Raw genomic sequence first — 21875 nt, forward strand, 5'->3', positions numbered from 1 at the left:
ATCAGGGTAAACTTGGTTAAGAATAATCTTATTTTCCATGATGCATGTGTACGCGAGAGAATTATGTTTCAGTTACGACCGGGTAGCCTGGCGATGGTCATTGGCGCGCAAACGCCTGCCGGGCGCTGTAATATTGGTAAATCTGTAGAGTTATTTGGCCTTTGCCAGCCAGGCGAGATGTTTCTGAACCCGGTCAATGGTGTGATGACGCGCATGCCGCAAAGCGCGAATCGTGCGTTGTGGCTGGTGACGGGTGATGTGCGGTCTTTCGATGGGCAACAAGGTTTCGCCTTTGTTCGTGCCGAACACCTGATGCCTCTCGACCCGGACAGCCTGCCTGAACATCATCGCGAGCAGGTGATTTCCTGATTTATAGCGACTCCAGCCATTCTGCCAGCACCAGCGCATGATTTTGCCTGGTGTCTTTGGCGGCATAGAGCAGGGTGAGAACACCGCTTTGACGCTTCGCATTAAGCGTTTGTCCGGCCTCTCGCTTATCCGCAAGCTCCGCCAGGTATGCTTCCCGAAACGCGGCGAAATCCAGTACATCGGCGTGAAAGGCTTTACGTAAATCGCCCGATGGGGCCAAATCCTTACACCACTCGTCGTAGTTCAGATCGGTTTTTTTAACGCCGCGCGGCCACAGGCGATCGACCAGAACCCGATAGCCATCCTGTCCGGATGCCGGGTCATAGACACGTTTACATTGAATCATCTGTCTGTTCCCTCTCTTCGATAAAGGCGACGAGTTCCGCGATCTGCTGGTGGGAAAACACGCGAATGCCGTTTGCCTCCAGCAGCGCGGCAGCGACACCCATTCCTGGACGTTGAACGCCGCTAAAAGTGCCGTCGTAAATCTGCTGGCTACCACAAGTGGGGCTGCCGTCGGTCAGTAGTGCTGCGCAACAGCCTTCTGACTGTGCGGTTTTGAGGGCCAGCCAGGCGGCGAGCTGATAGTGCGCGGTGACATCCTGGCCACTATCTTCAACAATCTGTGCTGCGCCGCCCATCACATCCTTGCCGTTGCCATCGCGTATTTCTGCGGGTGAACGTGGAACCGGGAGCCCTGCCGCCAGCTCCGGGCAATGGATAACCAGACGCTGTTCCTGCTGTAAGTAGGCCAGCGTTTGCTGTAGTGACCCTTTTTTAGTGCCGTTATAGCGAACGTTGAACCCCATCAGGCAGGCGCTGACCAGAATTTTACTGCGCATTTTTTCTCCAGCTTCGACGCATCTGTTGCCTTAAGCAGCGTTTTTATCGAAATACGGCAAAATATGCCCTGCCATTTTTAATGTGTTGTGATGTAGACGAAAGATCGCTAATGTGAGGTTCCTTATGTTATTCGTTAATTGCTCTGACATAGGGACCCCTTCATGACCCATATTCCCGTTAAAGATACCCTGCGAATTGCCCTCGTTGGTGATTACAATCACGACGTTGTCGCACACCAGGCCATTCCGCTGGCGATCGACGATGCCGCCGCCGTCCTTGAGATTACCGCAGATTACGACTGGCTGGCGACCTCCGAGATTAAAAGTCGCGATGACCTCGTTGGCTATGATGCAATCTGGGTCGTTCCGGCAAGTCCGTATAAAAATCCCGAAGGGGCCTTTATTGCTATTCAGTATGCGCGGGAAAACGCGATACCGTTTCTTGGCACCTGCGGCGGTTTCCAGCATGCCATTATTGAATATGCCCGCAACGTAATGGGTGTGGGTGATGCCGCCCATCAGGAAACCGACAGCGCTGGCCGGATGGTGATTGTTCCGCTGAGCTGCTCGCTGGTCGAGCAGGAGGCGGAAGTTGAATTGCGCCCGAATACGCTGATTGCCCGTGCTTATGGGCGGGAGAAAATCAGTGAAGGCTACCACTGTAACTACGGTATCTCGCCTGATTTTGCTGCCGAGCTGGAGAAAAGCGATATGCGGGTCACTGCCTGGGATGAAGATGGCGAAATTCGTGCGGTTGAGCTGAGCAACCATCCATTTTTTGTCGCCACCCTTTTCCAGCATGAGCGTAATGCCCTTGCCGGACGCCCGGTTCCGCTGGTGCAGGCGATGCTGAAAGCTGCGAAAGATTGAGTCAATGAAAACAGGCCGCACAGGCCTGTTTTATTATGTCGCCATTTCGCGATCGCGGCCGGCACAGGCCCCAAACAGCGCCATCACTACGGACAAGATCGCGCAGGCGATAAGCGGGATTTGCCAGGAACCGCTGGCATCGTGGATTTTCCCCATCAGCGGGGGGCCGCAAGCCGCCAGCAGATAACCTACCGACTGTGCCATCCCTGACAGCGCAGCGGCCTGATGCGCGGAGCGGGCACGCAGGCCAATAAAGGTCAGCCCAAGGATCATTGTGCCACCCGAGCCAAAGCCAAACACTAGCGTCCAGACAACAGCCTGACCCGGCCAGAGCCAAAAACCGGCGGCACTCGCTGCGCACAGCAGGGCAAAGAGTACGGCCAGCGCACGCTGATCACGCAAGCGGTGCAGAATGAGCGGAACCAGAATACCCGGCGCCGCCGTGGCGAGCTGGAGCAGGCCGTGCAGAGAACCCGCACCGGACTCGCTAAAGCCATGGCTGATAAGAATTGCCGGTAACCAGCCAATCACCACGTAATAAATCAGCGAGTTAATCCCTAAAAAGAGCGTTACCTGCCAGGCAAGCGCTGAACGCCAGATCCCCCGACTTTGCGCCAGCGGGCTGCCTGATAAGCTGGCGGGCTTTGCGAAACGCAACTGTGGTAGCCACAGCAGCATCGCAACGAGCGGGAAGGTCATAAGCATCAGCAACGCGCCGTGCCAGCCTGCGCCCGTCAGCGCAATCGGGACAACCAGTGCAGAACCAAGCGCCGCCGCAGCTCCCATGGTCAGCGAATACGCGCCGGTCAGTTTAGCGATCTGGCCTGCATAATCCCGTTTAATGATCCCCGGTAGCAGCACATTCCCCAGCGCGATGCCGCAACCGATAATGGCGGTGCCAATAAAAAGCAGTGCCGGTGCGGGCAGAGAACGTATGGCGATGCCTGCGCATATCAGCAGCATGGCGGCAAAAAGGCTTCGCTCCATACCCAGGCGCCGGGCAATGCCTGCCGCCAGGGGAGAAACAAGCGCAAAGGCCAGCAGCGGCAGGGTGGTGAGCATCCCGGTTTGCGCGGTGGTTAAGCCATAATCATTACGAATGGAATCAAGCAGTGGTGCGGCCCCGGTAAAGGTGACACGCAGAGTGGTGGCAATCATCAGGATCCCCGCCATAAGCAGTGCCCCTTGTTTGCCCCGTGAGGAAATCGTCGTGGTCATTGTATTCTCAGGATAAATAGCAGAACCCTACCATACCCGTTTTTCGCGCTGATATAATCAAGCTAAAATGACAATTTATCGCTAAATTCGGACAACATTATGCAGCACGGTCTTGGCCTGGATGGCTTTAATCCTGACAGTCAGCAAGAGGCGGCCCTGGCGTTTAGTATCACCGTCGAGGCCGATGAGCAGCGGATCCCGCAGCATCGTCACCGTAAAGGGCAGTTAATTCTGGCCCTGAGTGGGGCGATCACCAGTGAGGTGGAAAACGCCCGCTGGATGGTACCGCCTCATCACGCTGTGTGGATACCGGGGCTTATTGCCCATAGTAATCTCGCGACGCCGGGGGCGAAGCTGTGCTTTTTGTTTATTGAACCTGAGCGGGTCGATATGCCAGCGCAGTGCTGCACGCTGAAAATCTCCCCACTGGTGCGCGAACTGATCCTGACGCTTTCTGCGCGCAGCCATCGCGAACGCCAGCAACCAGCCACCCAACGTCTGGTGCAGGTTTTGTTTGATGAACTGCCCCGTCAGCCGCAAATGCAACTGCAACTTCCCGTTTCCCCGCACAGTAAAATTCGCCAGATGGTCGAAACCATGGAGCGGTCACCGGCCCGCTGGCAGACGCTGGCGCAATGGGCGCAGGAGTTTGCCATGAGCGAGCGCAACCTGGCACGGCTGGTGGTGAAGGAGACGGGATTGAGTTTTCGCCGCTGGCGGCACCAGATGTTGTTGATTCTTTCCCTGCGCTTGTTGATAAGCGGCGAGTCGGTACAAAATGTCGCCCAGGCGCTGGGTTATGATTCCACCACCGCATTTATTACGATGTTTAAAAAAGGGTTAGGGCAAACTCCCGGACGTTATCTTGCATCGCTTGGCAGTACATAATTATTTTCTGCTGCCAATTCCCTTTATGCTGTGTGGTTTATGGCTGTTTTCACGGTTGGCTGGCTTGTGGTAAGTGATTCATATGGCGAAGCCGTTTTTAATAACTTTTTTAGATAATAAATGCACTTTTTGATATTTGTCTGATGATTACGGTTATGTGACTTTAGCCCTGAAATTTTACTAATAACAGGGCGTAAGGATTAGCATGGCAACCACATCTTCTAAAAAAATCGGTGCGCTTACCGCACTGGCATTGCTTTCAACTTTCTCATTTGCCGCTCACGCAGACAAACTGGCCGATATTAAAGCCGCAGGTGTGGTCAAAGTGGCGACCTTTGACGCGAACCCGCCGTTTGGCGCCATCGACCCGCAGAGCCACGAAATTGTCGGCTACGACGTGGATTTCGCCAAAGCGCTGGCGAAAAGCCTCGGCGTGAAGCTGGAACTGGTGGCCACCAACCCGGCGAACCGTATTCCGCTGTTGCAGTCCGGTAAAGTGGATCTGATTGTTGCTGATATCACCATTACTCCGGAACGTGCACAGGTTATTGATTTCTCCACGCCGTATTTCGTGACCGGCCAGCAGTTCCTGGTCCCTGCCAGCGCGTCCGACAAACTGGATAGTTACAGCAAAGCGCGTATCGGTGCGGTAAAAGGCACCACTGGCGAGCAGGCGCTGCATCAGCGTTTCCCGCAGTCCCGCGTGCTGGCCTATGACGATATCCCACTGGCGTTGACCGCGCTGCGTAACGGCAACGTACAGGCGATTACGCAGGACAGCACCATCCTGGCGGGCCTGCTGGCGGAAGCGCCGGATAAAGCCAAATTCAAAATCCTGCCAGACTTGCTTTCTAAAGAGGAGATTGGCGTAGGTGTCACCAAAGGCGAAACCGCGCTGCTCAAAGCGGTGAATGATGAACTGGTGAAACTGGAGCAGAGCGGTGAAGCCGCAAAAATCTACGACGTCTGGTTTGGTCCGCAAACCAAAGCCCCGGCTCCACGCAGTTTTAAAATAGAAGCGAAGTAATATGTTGGCAGGTCTCTTTTCTACCTCCGTGGCGCAAGCCCCGGAGGCTTTTCCCGTGCAAAAAGGAACGGTGGAGTTTCGTCAGGCCAGCAAAAGCTATGGTGACCACCGTGTGTTGAACGCGATTGATTTGCAGGTTGCGGCAGGGGAAGTCATTGCCGTATGCGGGCCTTCCGGTTCTGGCAAATCGACGCTGATCCGTCTTATCAACCAACTGGAAACCCTGACCAGCGGCGAGATTCTGGTGGACGGCAAACCCACCAGTCAGCTTAAGGGGCGCGAATTGCGGAACCTGCGCCGTCAGGTCGGTTTCGTGTTCCAGCAATTTAACCTCTATGCGCATCTGAACGCGCTGGAAAATATCACCCTGGCGTTAACCCGCATTCATGGCAAGTCGGCAGCAGACGCGAAAAAAATCGCTTTGGATCTGCTGGAACGTGTTGGGTTGAGCGACAAAGCCAGCCACTACCCGGCGCAGCTTTCCGGCGGCCAGCAACAGCGGGTGGCCATCGCCCGCACCCTGGCGGCAGGGCCGCATATCATCCTGTTTGATGAACCGACATCGGCGCTCGACCCGGAGATGATTGGCGAAGTTTTGCAGGTGATGAAATCGCTGGCCCACAGCGGGATCACCTTGATCGTGGTGACCCACGAGATGCAATTTGCCCGCGAAATTGCTGACCGGGTGATATTTATCGACGGCGGGGAAATCCTCGAACAGGCCGCACCGGAGGCGTTTTTCACCGCGCCGCAGCATCCGCGCGCCCGGCGCTTCCTGCAAAAAGTGCTCAATCCGCTCCATGCTGACGGCAAGGAGCTGTAATGGGGATTCATCTCGACTGGGCGGGCGTCTTTACCGGCCAACCCGCACAATGGCTCACGTCTGGCTTTCTGACCACCATCTGGGTCACGGTGGTGGGGATTATCCTTGCGACCGCCATGACGGTATTTCTGCTGGCCCTGCGTCTGGCAGGAGGTAAGGTGGGGCGAGCGGTAGTGGCGGGATGGGTTTCGCTGTTTCGCAATACGCCGCTACTGGTGCAACTGCTGTTCTGGTATTTCGCTGCCTGGAACGTGTTGCCGCTGGCATTTCGTCAGTACGTCAACGATGACCACGCCTTTAGTATCTTGCCGGGAGATGTCTGGTGGTTTACCCCGGAATTTCTCTCTTCGGCGTGGGCGCTTGGGCTATTCACGGCGGCATTTCTGGTTGAAGAGATTCAGGCCGGGCTGCATGCCGTGCCGCGTGGGCAAATTGAAGCGGCAAAATCGCAGGGCTTTAGCGATCTGGCGCTATTTCGCTGGGTGCTTCTGCCGCAGGGGCTGGAGAACGCCTGGCAGCCGGTAGTGGGGCAGTATCTGAACCTGATGAAACTCTCATCGCTGGCGACCGGCATCGGTTTTGCGGAGCTCACCTACCAGACCCGGCAAATTGAAAGCTTTAATGCCCACGCGTTGGAAGCCTTTACGGTGGGAAGTGTGCTGTATCTGGCGCTGGGGCTGCTAATGAGCCTGCTGTTTAACCTGCCGCGCGGATGGCGGGCAATGGTCCGCAAGGAGGCACACCGTGATCGATAATCTTACCGTGATTACCGATAACCTCGGTTATCTGCTGCTGGGCCGTGCCGCACAGGGCGAACCGGGCGGCGTGCTGTTATCGGTATTGATGACTCTGGGGGCGGCGGTGCTGGCATTCCCCAGCGGCGTGTTGCTCGCCTGCTGCGCGTGGCGTTTTGCGGGCTGGCCGCGCAAGCTGCTCTTTCTGTGGGCAGAGTTGATTCGTGGGATCCCGCTGATTTTTGTCATCTTCTGGCTGTGGTTTTTGCTGCCGTGGCTCACTGGCGCTGACTTGCCGGGGGCGGTTACCGTTACCCTGGCGCTGGCGTGGTTTACCTCGGCATCGGTCATGTACTCGACGCTGGCGGCGCTTAACGCGTTACCGAAGGGGCAATATGAGGCGGCGATAAGCGGTGGGTTTGGCAGCCTGGACATTCTGCGCCTGGTGCTGCTGCCACAGGCGTTACGTAATGCCATTCCGTCTTACGTGGGGTTGCTTATTGCTCTGCTGAAAGACACCTCTCTGGCCTTTATCGTCAATGTGCCGGAGCTGACCACGGTGGCCGGGCAGGTGAATAACCGGGTACAGGTTTACCCGGCGGCCCTGTTTATCTTCACCGGTCTGGTCTATTACCTGCTGTGTACTTTACTGGAGCTTGGGGTTAAACGCTGGCAGAGGCGGCATTTACTGCCGACCAATTAACAGCGAAACCAGACCTGCCGCAATCAGTGGCCCTACCGGCACGCCCCGGAACAGGGCCACACCCAGTACGGTGCCCACCAGAAGTCCGGCGACCAGCGAGGGCTGCGCGCTCATCAGTGTCACCCCACGGCCCCCCAGCCAGGAGACAAAAACCCCCACAGCGATGGCTATCAGCGATTTCCAGTTCAGAAAAGAGCTAATCAGCGTTGATGGTGGCAATGATCCGCTGGCGATGGGAGCCATAACGCCAATGGTCAGAATGACAATACCGAGCGTCAAACCCTGCTTTTCGACCCACGGAAAGTAAGCATTGAGCGGCGTGATACGAATTATGATCAACACCATAACGGCAACGGCGACGGTGGTGTTGTGGCTAAAGAAGCTCAGTGCCACAAGGCCAATAAGGATAAAAAGAGTGGTATCAAACATGGAGAGTGTTTCGTTCCTTGCCAATGAAAAAATAAGCCTGCTTACATTACCTTACGCGGATGCGCATTGTTAAGCAGGCTTTTTATAACGAAACACACGTTTTCAGGCGTTTGCCTTAAACAGCGGACAAAAGAGCGGCCGCGTTGCTTCCTTCACGCATAAAGACCGGGATCGTCTCCAGCCCGGCATTGACGGTAATTCGCTGCTGGCCCTGATAGCGCTCGCCATTCAGATCCACCCAGCCATGATGACCTGGCAGCCAGACTTCACGTTGGCGTTGCCCCGCGTGCAGAACAGGCGCCACCAGAATATCCTCGCCAAACAGATACTGGTCTTCCACCTGCCAGCTTTGTGGCTCATCCGGGTAGTGCCAGAACAGTGGGCGCATCAGCGGATCGCCATACTGGTGGGCATTAGCGAACAGCGTATCCACATAGGGACGCAGTTTTTCACGCACGGACAGCCAGTGCTGCATGATGGCGTAGTTCTCTTCGCCGTAGCTCCACAGCTCATTAGGCGAACCACTGTTGCATTGCGGGATGCCGTTACGGTAGCTTTCCGGCGGCTGGATTTGCGGTTCACGGTAGCCGTGCATACGCAGTACCGGGCAAAAAACCGCCCACTGGAACCAGCGGATCAACAGTTCGTGGAAAGCCGGGTCGTTAACATTTCCACCCTGGAAACCGCCAATATCGGTCGTCCACCAAGGGATGCCCGCCAGCCCCATATTTAACCCGGCGGCGAGCTGGTTACGAAATGCATGGAACGATGAATGCACATCACCGGACCAGGCCAGCACACCAAAACGCTGGCTACCCGCCCAGGAGCAGCGTACCAGGTTAACGATATCGCGCTCACCGCAGGCTTGCAGACCCTCATAAAAACCCTGGGCGAAATCCCGCGGATATTGATTCCCCACTTCCAGTACAGGCCCGGCGTGGTAGCGGTAGTTGTCAAAATCGTAGGCGCGATACTCCGGTTCGGCTTCATCCAGCCAGAACAACTTAATGCCCAGATCGTAATAGTTTTTCTTCACTGTCTCCCAGACAAATTCACGCGCCTGCGGGTGGGTGGCGTCAAAGAAGGTGGTGTTGCCCATAAAATCGAGATTAACCTGCACGCCGCGGTCGCTGGTGACCAGTAAACCTTTGGCTTTCATCACCGGAAAGAGTGGGCTGCGCGCTTCCACCGTTGGCCAGACGGAAACCATCAGCTCAATGCCCATCGATTTCAGCTCGTCGACCATCGCCTTCGGATCTGGCCAGTCGATGGGATCAAAACACCAGGTGCCCTGATTCGGCCAGTGGAAGAAATCAATGACCATCACCGAGAGCGGCAGATGACGACGGCGGTACTCGCGGGCGACCTCCAGTACCTCCTGCTGGGTACGATAGCGCAGTTTGCATTGCCATAGGCCGCTGGTGAATGCCGGGGCAGGCGGCGGCGTTCCGGTGGCTTTGGCGTACTGGCGGGTAAGCTGCTGGACACTATCAGCAGCGGTGATCCAGTAATCCATCTCCTGAGTGACGCGAGCAAGCCAGGTGGTCTGGTTTTTGGCGAAGTTGGCTTCACCAATTGCCGGGTTGTTCCATAACAGACCATAGCCGAGGCTTGACTGCATAAAAGGGACGCTGGCCTGTGAATTGCGCTGCGCCAGCTCCAGCGCACAGCCTTTCAGATCCAGCCATGGCTGCTGATATTGCCCCATGCCGTAAACACGTTCATCCGGGCGCGATTCAAAACGAACGGTCAACTGATACTTGCCGCCGGGCAGCGGTTTAAATTCACGACCATCGAGTTTCAGAGCGCTGATATATTTGTCCTGGCTTTTTTCACTGGCACCGATACCGACGGTTGAACGCTGCCGCCACATCTCCTCAAGCAACAATTCGCCACGCTGGTTGTAAAACGCCAGTTGGCCTTTCAGATTAAGCACCGCGGTGATGTTACCATTGCGCAGCGTTAGCTGTTCCGCGCCCGCGGTTATCTGTGGCTGACAGCTCTGCGGTGGCAACAGGGCGTGCAGATTGTCACTAAAGGCCGGGGCGCAGGTGGCACGCACGCGCAGGCTGTGCTCTCCCCAGGCTTCAACGCGCAGGATCTGACGCTCGAAGCGCCATTCAATACTGTCCGGGTGTTGGATAAGTTCGCTCATGAATAACAGGTCCTTTTTACGAGAGACTATGACGGGCAAGATTGATAGATTTCATGGTGTTATCGTCGAGTTTGTACCAGCGCAGGGTGGCAAAAGCGGCCAGCGACAGCAGCCCCGGCACCACGGTGAAGAGGGCAACAATGCAGTACATTGCAACCGATGTCTGTTCTGGCGCATTGGCGACATAGCCGCTCAGCCCTAACGTCCAGCCGACAATAGCGCCGCTGATGGCCATGCCGAGTTTGAGCACGGCGAGAAAGGTCGAGAAAATCACGCCGTCCATGCGTTTACCCTGCAACCATTCCCCGTAGTCGGCGACATCCGCCATCATGACCCACATCAATGTGGTGGTGGCCTGGTAGAGGGTAGATACCACGAAAGTCAGTGGCACCAGCACGTATATCGATTTCGGCGCGAAGAAGAGGGCGATGCTCAGTACACCGGCGAGGACAGCACAATAACCGAACATTTGTACTTTGCTAAAGTTGCGGGTCAGGCGTTTTGCGAGCGCGCTACCGGCTGCTTTACCCAGAATATGTGCGCCCAGCATCCACATAAAATAACTGGCGCTGCCCAGATAATAAGTGACGAAGTACATCATCGCGCCAAGGCGAATGACCCCAAAACCGATGTTGGTAATAACCAGCACAGAGACCACGCGCCACTGGTCGTTTCGTAATAAATCGCGTAATTCGCCGAGATAATTATTGTGGGTTGCAGGCGCTTTAATACGCTCGCGGGTATTGGCAAAGCAGATCCAGAACATGACGACGGCGGCACTGGCCATTATCGCCATAGCCCAGCGGTAGCCGGATAATTTATCGTCACCGCCGAGATATTGCGCCAGCGGCATCATAAAGAATGTCGACATCGCACCGCCGAGGGTGGCTAAAAAGAATCGATACGATTGCAGTGAAATACGATCTTCGTTATTGGGAGTAATGACCGCACCCATTGAACAGTAAGGGATATTGATCGCCGTATACATCAACATCATAAAGGTATAGGTAATTGTCGCGAACACCATTTTACCGGTCAGGGTTAAAGATTCAGGCACGGCGTAGGTTAGCAGGCAACTGATGCCAAAAGGCAAGGCCAGCCACAGCATCCACGGGCGGAATTTACCCCAACGTGAATTTGTCCGGTCGGCAAGATAACCCATTGCCGGGTCAATAATGGCATCGGCGGTACGGGCCAGCAGAAACATGGTGCCAACAAACGCGGCGGGTAATCCAACAACGTCGGTGTAATAAAACGTCAGAAATATAATGACATTATCCAGCCCGACATGGCTTGCCATATCACCGAGTCCATAACTGATTTTCTCTTTACGGGTGATCGTTAAATTCATTGTATTCACCTGGGTTTGTAAGGTTATTTCAGAAGTGCGCTAGAGAATAAGGGTGTTGCAAGATTGTATTTATAACAATTGCGAGATTTGTCATCGGAATTATGGAAACTGCTTTTCGTGATACCGGTAACAATTTAGTAAGCATGCAATGAAAAACATTATTTAGCACTGCGTTTATAACGTGTTGGTAAGCAGGCGGCAGGAATCGTTTCAGCGTTAGAATATTCACTTGAATAACCCGAAACTGTCATCGAATTGTCACCCGGTAACATTATGAATAAGAAAACCGGGCTAAAAAGAGGCAGGTTGAAAATGAATGATTTTATGCTGACAGATGGCGTTATCATCGCGTCGTCATTTATCGCCATCATGGTGGTGCTGGTAGTTTCTGTTCTTGCGCTGGAAAAAGCGGGCTGGCCGTAGAGAGCGCTTTAATTGTTAGCCATTACAGCCATTTGCTCTCCGGCGGCCTTGTCACGGATACATGCTTTATTGATAGGTCACCGTATATTCCAGGCGTCCATTCGCCGTACCGGCATTTACGCTGCTTTCTGTCTGCACATAGCGTGCATAGAGCGGTAGGGTAAGTGTCGTTGATGCGCTATTTGGAATGCTGGTGGTCAATTTTTCGTTGAGATTGATAATCCCTGTCGTGCTTTCAGTGGTAGAAAGCTGAATGCCCACGCCTGTCGCTTTTCCTGTTTCCTCATCAATTTTCATGATCCCTTTTGTCGCATCGACCATACCATTGCGCGGCGTTAATGTCAGCGACACGGAATTAAGGGTGAGCGGGTTGGTTGTGGTAACGCCATTAATGCTGGTGCTTGAATCACCCGTGGGCATATTGCCATAGAAGCGTTGGCAATTAATTAACTGAATGCTGGCGTTTTTCCATGGGCTACCGGTACCCACGCCTTTAAAAACTTTTTTGTTATGTTCGCCCATTTGCACCGACATATTGGCGCTGAGCGGCGCGATATTGCAGGTAGGAGTGTTGACTTCAAAATTTCCGCTGACGCTGAGTTTGGCAATATAAACAAGTTGACCTGATTGCCCGGCAGCAATACGGATACTGGGTAGTTTCGTGGCGGTAATGATGCCCGCCTGTGTCACATTGGCGGTTTTGATAAACTGGAGCCCCATTTTGAATTGCATCGAGGCGGGGATGTATTGTTCCATGCCCACGCCCTCTATATGCCAAAACGGGAAAGAGGGCTCGCTGGCATAGTTGGTTAAATAACGAACGCCAATGCCATCCAGATCCGTCTTATAAACATCGCTAAATCCCGGAACCAACGTACCTGGCAAAGTATCGTATAGGTACATGAGATAGAGAGTGTTGCCGGAAGTGCACTTAATATGCCAGCCAGTAGGATTGTTTGACATGTTAATATACATTTTTGAGATTTGCGCGCCGACAGGGAGATCGGGCGGGACAGAGAAAATACGTGAATCAAGTGGCGCGACAACGGAGACCGGCCCGGTCGCCATATAGTCGGGTACTGGCTCAAGCGCACATGTTGCAACAGCCTCGCCCGTAAGGCTCAGCAGCAGAAGACCCACTGCGTTTAAAACTATCCTTATCCTGTACATGATGCGGTTTCCTGAAAAGAGGGGATCATGTGGGATGATGGAACATAGGGGGCGCTAAGAATTGAAATTTTCGCCGCCGATTGGCCGGACCTACGGTGATACAGGATAACGATAAAAATTAAAAATAAAAATTGTAATAAATCAGAACATCTCTGCATGCGTTTTAATACGCAGCAGAGAAACGTTCTTAACCCTCGCGGTGAAAATTCACCAGTTCAGGACGGGCAATACGCAAATAATCTTTCGTATTGAGAATTATCGACTTTTCCAGCAGTCCGGCGTTGAAAGCAATATCTTCATAACGCGTAAAAAGCAGCGGGTCGGCAACCAGTTTGAGTTCGGGATGGAAACTGAATGGCGGGATCGCACCAAATACGCAAGCCGTTAAGGTTTCGACTTCGGCAGGGCTTGCCAGCGAAGCTTTACTGCCGCCAAAAAAAGAGGCCAGCCGTGCTAAATCGGCCTGCAGGTCAGCGGCAAGGATCGCCAGTACATGCATTTTCACGCCATTGCCTTTGATTTTACACACCAGCGCTTTCGCTCCCTGGCCCAGCGCTGTACCTCGAATTTCACTCACGGCTTCACATTTACCGGATGCTTCATGCTCGACGATGCGGTAGCGCGCCTGAGAATTATCAAGGGTTTCAATAAGATGTTGATGGATATTTTGGCTGGCAATCTCTGACATCATCACTCCTGGAGAAACGTAATAAAAATCAAGAGTAATGCAGTTACCCGAAGATGAAAATAAAAAAGCCGCCTCAAAATTGGCGGCTTAAAAGTACTAGCACTTTACAAACGCTTTTATGTGTACTGTTGAAAAAACGACGTTCGCAAGGAACGAAGTAAGAATCGAGTTTGCCTGGGAAGTAATATGCCATATTTGCCACGATGCAAGGGGGCAAATAGCTGCATTTTTGTACCGTAATTTGCGCGTTTGCGGCGAGGAGAAAAAGCCAGCGCGCAGAGCACTGGCTTTCTCTATGTTTAGTTGGAGCTGGCGTTCTGCTTGTGGAAAAGCTCGCGGAACACCGGGTAGATGTCTTCCTGATCGCGGATATGCTGGATTGCGAAATTATCAAACATCGTCTGCAGATGTTCATATTCGCGCCACAGCGTCTGGTGCGCGCGGCGTGTTATCTCGATATAGCTGTAGTAACGCACAACGGGCAGAATTTTCTTCGCCAGAATTTCATGACATAGCGGTGAGTCATCGGCCCAGTTATCGCCATCCGATGCCTGTGCCGCATAGATGTTCCACTGCGCCGGGTCATAACGTTCTTTGACCACTTCATCCATCAGTTTCAGCGCGCTGGAGACAATGGTACCGCCGGTCTCCTGCGAGTAGAAAAACTCATGCTCATCAACCTCTTTCGCCTGGGTGTGGTGACGAATATAGACGACTTCTACGTTTTTATAGGTTCTGCTCAGGAACAGATAGAGCAGGATATAAAAGCGCTTCGCCATGTCTTTTGTCGACTGATCCATTGAACCAGATACGTCCATCAGACAGAACATTACCGCCTGGCTTGAAGGCTCCGGGCGTTTTTCATAATTTTTGTATCGTAAATCGAAGGTGTCGATAAAGGGGACACGTTCGATTTTCGCGCGCAGTTCGGCAATTTCCTTACGCAGACGCTCTTCTTCCAGCAACTGGGCCGGTTCGCTTTTGGCGACAATGTCCAGGTCACTTTCGAGTTCACGTAGCTGACGACGCTTGCCTGCTGTCATCGCGGTACGGCGCGCCAGCGAGTTTTGTAGTGAACGCACGACGCTAATATTGGCGGGAACACCGTTTGCCGTATAGCCGGCTCGGTGAGTCTTAAATTCATTGAGCTGACGCTGCTGGTTCTTTTTCAGGTTTGGCAGCGCCAAATCCTCGAACAGCAGATCGAGATATTCATCTTTTGAAATCTGGAAAACGAATTCATCCTGGCCTTCGCCGTCAGCGCTGGCTTCGCCCTGACCGCTGCCACCACCGCCACCGCCTCCCTGAGGACGCTCGATGCGGTCGTTTTGCACAAAATGGTCGTTACCCGGATGGACGCGATGGCGAAGACCGCCGCGTCCCTGATGAAACATCGGTTCGCTGATGTCCTCGTTCGGGATGGAGACGGACTCACCATTCTCCACGTCGGTGACCGAGCGTTTATTGATGGCCTCGGAGATCGACTGTTTTATTTGCGCTTTATAACGGCGTAAAAATCGCTGGCGGTTAACCGTGCTCTTGTTTTTACCGTTAAGACGCCGGTCTATGAACCAGGTCATAAGTCCCTCCCGTACTGCATTTGCCAACTCTATCCATTGTACTTCGTGCCGCCGGTATTGGCTGCTTTCGCTCCACAACGTACTGACCCTGTCAGTATGTCACGAGCCGCCCGCTTGCCACCTGCCTGCGCCGCGAAAAACGAGGATACGCACAGATTGTTCAGGCCCGGTCAGCGCTGCGCTGCCGGGCCATTTTGGCATTATGATGATTTACGTACACGCAGATACCATTCACACAGCAGGCGAACCTGTTTGCGGGTGTATCCTTTCTCCATCATACGATCGACAAAGTCATCGTGTTTTTTCTGTTCGTCGGTTGAGGTTTTGGCGTTAAACGAAATAACAGGCAGCAACTCTTCGGTATTCGAGAACATTTTTTTCTCGATAACCGTGCGCAGTTTTTCGTAGCTGGTCCAGTTCGGGTTACGGCCGCTATTGTTAGCACGGGCACGCAGCACGAAGTTGACAATCTCGTTACGAAAATCTTTCGGGTTACTGATCCCGGCCGGTTTTTCAATTTTTTCCAGTTCCGCATTCAGCGATTCACGGTCAAACAACTGACCGGTATCCGGATCGCGGTATTCCTGATCCTGAATCCAGAAGTCTGCATACGTGACATAACGGTCGAAAATATTCTGTCCGTATTCAGAGTAGGATTCCAGATAGGCCGTCTGGATCTCTTTGCCAATAAATTCAGCATATTTCGGGATCAGGTAGCCTTTGAGGAATTCCAGATAACGCTCTGCCAGCTCTTGCGGGAACTGCTCACGTTCAATCTGCTGTTCCAGTACATAAAAGAGATGTACCGGGTTAGCGGCGACTTCGGCATGATCGAAGTTAAACACACGGGAGAGGATCTTAAAGGCAAAACGCGTCGACAGACCGTTCATCCCTTCATCCACCCCGGCGTAATCGCGATACTCCTGGTAGGACTTCGCTTTCGGGTCCGTATCTTTCAGGCTTTCACCGTCGTAGACACGCATTTTCGAGTAGATGCTGGAGTTTTCCGGCTCTTTCAGGCGCGACAAAATCGAGAAGCGGGCCAGCGTTTCCAGCGTACCCGGGGCGCATGGCGCATGGGTCAACTCACTGTGGTTAAGCAGTTTTTCGTAAATTTTGATCTCTTCGGAGATCCGCAAGCAATAAGGGACTTTGACAATATAGACGCGGTCAAGGAACGCCTCATTGTTTTTGTTATTACGGAAAGTGACCCACTCTGATTCGTTTGAATGCGCAAGAATGATGCCGTTAAAGGGCAGGGCGGAAATCCCTTCGGTCCCGTTGTAGTTGCCTTCCTGGGTAGCGGTCAACAATGGGTGCAGCACTTTAATAGGCGCTTTGAACATCTCAACGAATTCCATGATGCCCTGGTTCGCGCGGCACAGTGCACCGGAGTAGCCATAGGCATCGGGATCGTTTTGTGCGTGGTTTTCCAGTTTACGGATGTCCACTTTACCCACCAGAGCAGAGATGTCCTGGTTGTTCTCATCGCCCGGTTCTGTTTTCGCGATGGCGATTTGTTCAAGTACGGATGGCCAGACTTTGACCACGCGGAATTTGCTGATGTCACCGCCAAAATCATGCAGGCGTTTAGCCGCCCACGGCGACATGATGGTGCCGAGGTAACGACGCGGAACGTTATATTCCTTTTCCAGAATCTGCGCGTCTTCCTGCGGGTTGAACAGACATAGCGGATGGTCGTTGACCGGGCTGCGTTCGCCATTGGCGCTCAGCACGTAAATCGGTACCCGCTGCATTAAGGATTTCAGGCGTTCGGCAAGCGAGGATTTACCGCCCCCGACCGGACCGAGCAGATAAAGGATCTGTTTCTTCTCTTCCAGCCCCTGGGCGGCATGTTTGAGATAAGACACAATTTGCTCGATTGCTTCTTCCATGCCATAGAACTCTTCAAACGCCGGGTAGCGTCCGATAACCCGGTTCGAAAAGAGACGGGAAAGCCGTGGCTCCTGGGCAGTATCCACCATCACTGGCTCACCAATGGCCATCAGTAGCCTTTCTGCCGCGTTAGCGTAGGCACTGCGGTCTTGCCGACAGATGGTAAGAAATTCCTGCAGTGTGAACTCTTCGTCCTTGGCAGCTTCATAGCGCTGGCGGTAGTGATCGAATATATTCATGGCATGCCGTCCTTTCGTTTTTTAGCACAGGTAAAGAGCCATTCATATGAATAGTAGAGGCTCCCGGAAGCGTTAACTGAACGACGCTAAGAGTCATACAGCAACCCTCATGCCAGGTTGCATGTTATTAACAATATGCGGGTTCGTTAAATCGTCTTCTTAATTTAAGCGTAGATGGCATTTGCAAAACTTGCATGCCGCCTAAAACTAATTTCAATGACATATCAATAACTCATCCATAAATGCTTTCTTTTGTGATAAGCCTTCCACTCTCAAATCACAGCGGCTTCATAAAACAGTAAGCCCCCTGTCATATACAGACCACAGGCTATAGGGTTTAGTTTTGTAATGGTTAAGTAAAAAAATTTGGGTAGACTGTTCTGGACGGTTAAACTTCACTCCGCCGATTATTGACTACAGGAATTAATGGACTGTGATGAAACTCAAACTCCTGGCACTGGGCGTGCTGATCGCTTCTTCTACTTTTACTGCCAATGCCGAAAGCAACTTCTCCCTGGGTGCGGGCGTGGGCGTTGTAGAGACTCCGTATAAACAGTACGACAATAAAACCTATCCGATCCCGGTTATCACCTATGAAAGTGATGACTTCTGGTTCCGTGGTTTAGGCGGCGGCTACTACCTGTGGAATGATCAGGCCGACCAACTCTCCATCTTTGCCGCATATTCGCCCTGGAGCTTTAAGCCGGGTGACAGCGACAATAATCAACTGCGTCAGTTGAATAAACGTAAGTCAACCGCAGTGGCGGGGCTTTCGTATATTCATAACACCGAATACGGTTTCCTGCGCACGTCTCTGGCTGGTGATGTGCTGGACAACAGTAATGGTGTGACATGGGATCTGGCCTGGCTGTATCGCTATACCAATGGTGGCCTGACGCTGACGCCGGGTATCGGGGTTGAATGGAACAGCGATAATCAAAACGAGTACTATTATGGTGTATCGCGCGAAGAGTCACGTCGCAGCGGCCTTAATAGCTACGATCCGGACAATGGCTGGAGCCCTTATCTGGAACTTACCGCCAGCTATCGTCTGAACGACAACTGGAGCGTTTACGGCACGGGCCGTTACACCCACCTGTCTGATGAAATTAAAGACAGTCCGATGGTGGATAAATCCTGGGCCGGATTGTTATCGGCAGGGGTAACGTATCGTTTCTGATTGTGCGTCTTTATAGTGCAATCTGTGCATTAAAACAGGGCCATTGGCCCTGTTTTGCTTTACGGTGGTGCATTTAGCGCAGGAGGATGATATGGCAGAGAGAAATGTGGTCTTCGCAGGCGAGGTGACACTGCCTGCTATTGGTCAGGGTACCTGGTATATGGGGGAGAATGACCGCCAGCACAGTAAAGAGGTGGATGCACTACGGGCGGGCATTGATGCCGGGCTTACGCTTATCGATACGGCGGAAATGTACGCGGACGGTGGGGCAGAAGAGGTGGTCGGTGATGCCCTGCAGGGTGGATTACGCGACAAAGTCTACCTGGTGTCGAAAGTGTATCCGTGGAATGCCGGCGGTAAAAAAGCAATTGCGGCTTGTGAGGCGAGCCTGCGCCGTCTGAAAACCGATTATCTCGATCTCTATCTGCTGCACTGGCGGGGAAATTTTTCGCTGGCTGAAACGGTGGAGGTGATGGAGACCCTCATTGCGCAGGGCAAAATTCGCCGCTGGGGTGTGTCGAACCTCGATTATGTCGATATGCAGGAACTCTGGCGGGTGCAGGGTGGTAAAGCCTGCGTGACCGATCAGGTGCTCTATCATCTGGGGTCGCGCGGTATCGAATATGACCTGCTGCCCTGGTGCCAGCAACAACAGATGCCGGTGATGGCATACTGCCCGCTGGCGCAGGCCGGGCGTCTGCGTGATGGATTGCTGAATAACAGCGTAGTGACCGATATTGCTCGAGCCCATAACGCGACGGCGGCACAAATTCTGCTGGCCTGGGTTATTAGTCACGAGGGGGTGATGGCTATTCCAAAAGCGGGCACTGTGGCGCATGCCCAGGAAAATGCCGCAGCGTTGAACATTACGCTGAGCGCAGAGGATCTGGCGCGGCTGGATAACGCATTTCCGGCACCGGGGCGTAAAACACCCCTGGATGTGGTGTAGCGCGTCGCGCATAAGTGTATAAGATGCGGATGCTGTTGCCCGAATAAGTCGGGGAGAGCCCGGGAACACGGCTTACCCGGGCTATCACAATCAGCGTTTAACCACGCGGATCGTCTGCGCCAGGCGAGACGGTTTTTCTTCGGTGGTTTTTTGCGGCGCGGTCGCGCAGGCTGATTCAACACAAACAAATGTTTTATAACCATCATCCGGCATGTCGGTCATGCTGGCAGAGAGCGCCGGACCCGGGTTCCATGCGACAACGTTAGTATGATGGTGATGGATTACTTCAATGGTGCGGTTCAGCGCACTGTCATGGATCACACTGCAGGCTTCCGGATTCAGATAGACGCGATCGGTGCGATCCGGGAATGTCTGTACGCCATCGGTCAGTGCATCTTCTTGCGCGTTGTTCACTTTATCAATGAAACGATCGCCCAGACCGCTGACTTTCACCGCATGGATATCGCCGACGTTGAAATAGGTATGCAGAGCTGAGGTGGTTTCGAAATCGCCGTGCGCTTCCAGTTCGATTTCGCAGGTTTTACCCAATTTATAGCGGGCAAACAGCGTGAAATCATGCGGCCAGTATTGGCGGGACGCTTCGCTGCTGTGCAGCTCAAATGTCAGCACAACCCCCTTATCATCTTCATTATGCGCTTTCAGTGTCCATGCCATGTTACGGGCGAAACCGTGAGCAGGCAGACCCTGCTGTGCTGCCGGGCCAAACCATGGCCAGCAGATCGGTACGCCGCCGCGCAACGCCACGCCGTTTTTAAACGGCGTGTTGCCGCTTAACCACAGCGCTTCGTCTTCACCCTGCGCTTTCCAGGAGAGCAGATGTGCGCCCTGCAGAGCAAAAGAGGCTTTAACTTGTGGGTGGTCGATAACGATAACGTCCAGTTCGTCCATCAGGCGGCGAGAGAGGGCGGAGGAAATTTGTTCAACAACCGGGAGAGCAAAAATTTTGTTTATCATGGTGCAATCCTTCGTTTAGCGAGACACAAAATCATGAAAGCTGCATCGGGACGGCAAGTCTGAAGAGAGCCGGGAGCACAGAGAATTCTGCGGCCAGCATCCGCGAGCAGCGCCAGTGAGGAAGCAGCTTTCAGGATGACGCGAAACATAAAAAAAGGCGACCGAAGTCGCCTTTATAGATCAATGTCTCATCTCAACTTATTTAGAGATGTGAGCGATCAGGTCCAGAACTTTGTTGGAGTAACCGGTTTCGTTGTCGTACCAGGATACCAGTTTCACGAAGTTGTCGTTCAGTGCGATACCTGCTTTAGCATCGAACACGGAAGTGCAAACTTCGCCGTTGAAATCGGTAGATACAACGTCGTCTTCGGTGTAACCCAGAACGCCTTTCATTGCGCCTTCAGAAGCCGCTTTGATTGCTTTCTTGATTTCTTCGTAAGACGCTGCTTTTTCCAGACGAACGGTCAGGTCAACAACAGATACGTTCGGAGTCGGAACGCGGAACGCCATACCAGTCAGTTTGCCATTCAGTTCTGGCAGTACTTTACCTACAGCTTTAGCTGCACCGGTAGAGGACGGGATGATGTTCTGGGATGCGCCACGACCGCCGCGCCAGTCTTTATGAGACGGGCCATCAACGGTTTTCTGAGTTGCAGTGGTCGCGTGAACAGTGGTCATCAGACCTTCGATGATGCCGAAGTTGTCGTTGATAACTTTTGCCAGCGGCGCCAGGCAGTTGGTGGTGCAGGATGCGTTAGAAACGATGTCCTGGCCTTCGTATTTGTCAAAGTTAGCGCCTTTAACAAACATCGGGGTGTTGTCTTTGGAAGGACCAGTCAGAACAACTTTTTTCGCGCCAGCAGTGATGTGTTTACGCGCGGTTTCGTCGGTCAGGAAGATACCGGTAGCTTCTGCTACAACGTCAACACCGATTTCGTTCCATTTCAGGTTAGCCGGATCTTTTTCAGCAGTAACACGGATGGTTTTGCCGTTAACAACCAGATGGCCGTCTTTGACTTCTACGGTACCGTTGAAACGGCCGTGAGTAGAGTCATATTTCAGCATGTAAGCCATGTATTCTGCGTCTAACAGATCGTTGATACCAACGATTTCGATGTCAGAACGTTCCTGAGCAGCACGGAAAACAATGCGACCGATACGGCCAAAACCGTTGATACCTACTTTGATAGTCATATATTCCACCAGCTATTTGTTAGTGAATAAAAGGTTGGCTGTAAAATTACAAAAACCTTACGCAGCGTCAAGCGGAATCGTGTCAATCATTGCGACAAATCAATCCTCCGCATAACCTTTGTTCGACTGACTCGTCTCACTCTTCCTATGAGCATGCTCCCCATATGGGGAC

General features: G+C 53.0%; 22 protein-coding genes. 10 read left to right on the forward strand and 12 right to left on the reverse strand.

All coding sequences use genetic code 11. The features are described 5' to 3' along the window. Positions 1-63 precede the first annotated feature (63 nt). Positions 64-369, forward strand: coding sequence for a hypothetical protein (locus C5523_RS10685; protein ID WP_041851679.1), 306 nt, complete (start codon positions 64-66; stop codon positions 367-369). A gap of 1 nt (position 370) precedes the next feature. On the opposite strand, the gene C5523_RS10690 is transcribed toward C5523_RS10685, so the two are convergent. Further along, positions 371-715 carry a DUF488 domain-containing protein gene (locus tag C5523_RS10690; protein ID WP_041851678.1) on the reverse strand — a complete coding sequence of 115 codons (345 nt, stop codon included), beginning with the start codon at positions 713-715 and terminating at the stop codon, positions 371-373. Next, on the reverse strand, positions 702-1211 hold the full coding sequence (locus C5523_RS10695; protein WP_041851677.1) for a DUF523 domain-containing protein: 510 nt from the start codon (positions 1209-1211) through the stop codon (positions 702-704). The genes C5523_RS10690 and C5523_RS10695 overlap by 14 nt, the downstream gene beginning before the upstream one ends. 162 nt (positions 1212-1373) lie before the next feature. Here C5523_RS10695 and C5523_RS10700 point away from each other — a divergent pair, with 162 nt between their 5' ends. Next, on the forward strand, positions 1374-2081 hold the full coding sequence (locus C5523_RS10700; protein WP_041851676.1) for a CTP synthase: 708 nt from the start codon (positions 1374-1376) through the stop codon (positions 2079-2081). 33 nt (positions 2082-2114) lie between these two features. Here C5523_RS10700 and C5523_RS10705 read toward each other — a convergent pair whose 3' ends face one another. Further along, positions 2115-3299: a CynX/NimT family MFS transporter gene (locus C5523_RS10705; RefSeq protein WP_108701092.1), complete on the reverse strand. Its 1185-nt coding sequence runs from the start codon at positions 3297-3299 to the stop codon at positions 2115-2117. 99 nt (positions 3300-3398) lie between these two features. Between C5523_RS10705 and C5523_RS10710 the strand changes: the two genes are divergently transcribed. The 5 genes from C5523_RS10710 (at position 3399) to C5523_RS10730 (ending at position 7474) form a co-directional block, all read left to right on the forward strand. After that, on the forward strand, positions 3399-4187 hold the full coding sequence (locus C5523_RS10710) for a helix-turn-helix domain-containing protein (protein WP_071195476.1): 789 nt from the start codon (positions 3399-3401) through the stop codon (positions 4185-4187). Positions 4188-4392: 205 nt separating this feature from the next. Continuing rightward, a complete protein-coding gene (locus C5523_RS10715) occupies positions 4393-5214 on the forward strand; it encodes an ABC transporter substrate-binding protein (RefSeq protein ID WP_041851674.1) in 822 nt (273 codons plus the stop codon). 1 nt (position 5215) lies between these two features. Further along, on the forward strand, positions 5216-6037 hold the full coding sequence (locus C5523_RS10720) for an amino acid ABC transporter ATP-binding protein (RefSeq protein WP_041851673.1): 822 nt from the start codon (positions 5216-5218) through the stop codon (positions 6035-6037). Beyond that, complete coding sequence (locus C5523_RS10725) at positions 6037-6792, forward strand: amino acid ABC transporter permease (protein WP_041851672.1); 756 nt, start codon at positions 6037-6039, stop codon at positions 6790-6792. Before C5523_RS10720 ends, C5523_RS10725 begins: the two co-directional genes overlap by 1 nt. Beyond that, a complete protein-coding gene (locus C5523_RS10730; protein WP_108701093.1) occupies positions 6782-7474 on the forward strand; it encodes an amino acid ABC transporter permease in 693 nt (230 codons plus the stop codon). Before C5523_RS10725 ends, C5523_RS10730 begins: the two co-directional genes overlap by 11 nt. On the opposite strand, the gene C5523_RS10735 is transcribed toward C5523_RS10730, so the two are convergent. The 3 genes from C5523_RS10735 to C5523_RS10745 form a co-directional block, all read right to left on the reverse strand. Next, a complete protein-coding gene (locus C5523_RS10735) occupies positions 7457-7903 on the reverse strand; it encodes a DUF441 domain-containing protein (RefSeq protein WP_041851670.1) in 447 nt (148 codons plus the stop codon). The two genes, C5523_RS10730 and C5523_RS10735, sit on opposite strands and share 18 nt — an antisense overlap. 115 nt (positions 7904-8018) lie before the next feature. Continuing rightward, complete coding sequence (locus tag C5523_RS10740; RefSeq protein WP_108701094.1) at positions 8019-10058, reverse strand: TIM-barrel domain-containing protein; 2040 nt, start codon at positions 10056-10058, stop codon at positions 8019-8021. A 16-nt stretch (positions 10059-10074) separates the two neighbouring features. Next, positions 10075-11409 (reverse strand): glycoside-pentoside-hexuronide (GPH):cation symporter, encoded by a 1335-nt coding sequence (locus C5523_RS10745; RefSeq protein ID WP_071195411.1) that lies wholly within the window; start codon positions 11407-11409, stop codon positions 10075-10077. A 312-nt stretch (positions 11410-11721) separates the two neighbouring features. On the opposite strand from C5523_RS10745, the gene yoaI reads away from it, so the two are divergent. Continuing rightward, a complete protein-coding gene (yoaI, locus tag C5523_RS27925) occupies positions 11722-11832 on the forward strand; it encodes a small membrane protein YoaI (RefSeq protein WP_272879239.1) in 111 nt (36 codons plus the stop codon). A gap of 66 nt (positions 11833-11898) precedes the next feature. On the opposite strand, the gene C5523_RS10750 is transcribed toward yoaI, so the two are convergent. The 4 genes from C5523_RS10750 to yeaG all read right to left on the reverse strand — a co-directional run bounded on the left by C5523_RS10750 (position 11899) and on the right by yeaG (position 17405). After that, complete coding sequence (locus C5523_RS10750; RefSeq protein WP_172960887.1) at positions 11899-12795, reverse strand: fimbrial protein; 897 nt, start codon at positions 12793-12795, stop codon at positions 11899-11901. A 394-nt stretch (positions 12796-13189) separates the two neighbouring features. Continuing rightward, positions 13190-13690: a YbaK/prolyl-tRNA synthetase associated domain-containing protein gene (locus C5523_RS10755; protein WP_041851667.1), complete on the reverse strand. Its 501-nt coding sequence runs from the start codon at positions 13688-13690 to the stop codon at positions 13190-13192. 299 nt (positions 13691-13989) lie between these two features. After that, the gene (locus C5523_RS10760; RefSeq protein ID WP_041851666.1) at positions 13990-15270 is read right to left on the reverse strand and encodes a YeaH/YhbH family protein; all 1281 of its coding nucleotides are present in this window, start codon (positions 15268-15270) and stop codon (positions 13990-13992) included. Between the two features lie 200 nt (positions 15271-15470). Then, positions 15471-17405: a protein kinase YeaG gene (gene yeaG, locus C5523_RS10765; RefSeq protein ID WP_041851665.1), complete on the reverse strand. Its 1935-nt coding sequence runs from the start codon at positions 17403-17405 to the stop codon at positions 15471-15473. Positions 17406-17838: 433 nt separating this feature from the next. Here yeaG and C5523_RS10770 point away from each other — a divergent pair, with 433 nt between their 5' ends. Together C5523_RS10770 and C5523_RS10775 are read left to right on the forward strand one after the other, a co-directional pair. After that, positions 17839-18585: a MipA/OmpV family protein gene (locus C5523_RS10770; RefSeq protein WP_041851664.1), complete on the forward strand. Its 747-nt coding sequence runs from the start codon at positions 17839-17841 to the stop codon at positions 18583-18585. Positions 18586-18676: 91 nt separating this feature from the next. Next, positions 18677-19534, forward strand: a complete 858-nt coding sequence (locus C5523_RS10775; RefSeq protein ID WP_108701096.1) for an aldo/keto reductase — start codon at positions 18677-18679, stop codon at positions 19532-19534. 90 nt (positions 19535-19624) lie between these two features. Here C5523_RS10775 and C5523_RS10780 read toward each other — a convergent pair whose 3' ends face one another. Further along, positions 19625-20509 (reverse strand): D-hexose-6-phosphate mutarotase, encoded by an 885-nt coding sequence (locus tag C5523_RS10780; protein WP_108701097.1) that lies wholly within the window; start codon positions 20507-20509, stop codon positions 19625-19627. Positions 20510-20707: 198 nt separating this feature from the next. Then, entirely contained in the window at positions 20708-21703 is a 996-nt protein-coding gene (gene gapA / locus C5523_RS10785) for a glyceraldehyde-3-phosphate dehydrogenase (RefSeq protein ID WP_041851661.1), read from the reverse strand. Positions 21704-21875: the final 172 nt, after the last annotated feature.

Source organism: Phytobacter sp. SCO41 (assembly GCF_003073275.1).
In the GTDB taxonomy this organism is placed as follows: Bacteria; Pseudomonadota; Gammaproteobacteria; order Enterobacterales; family Enterobacteriaceae; genus Phytobacter; species Phytobacter diazotrophicus.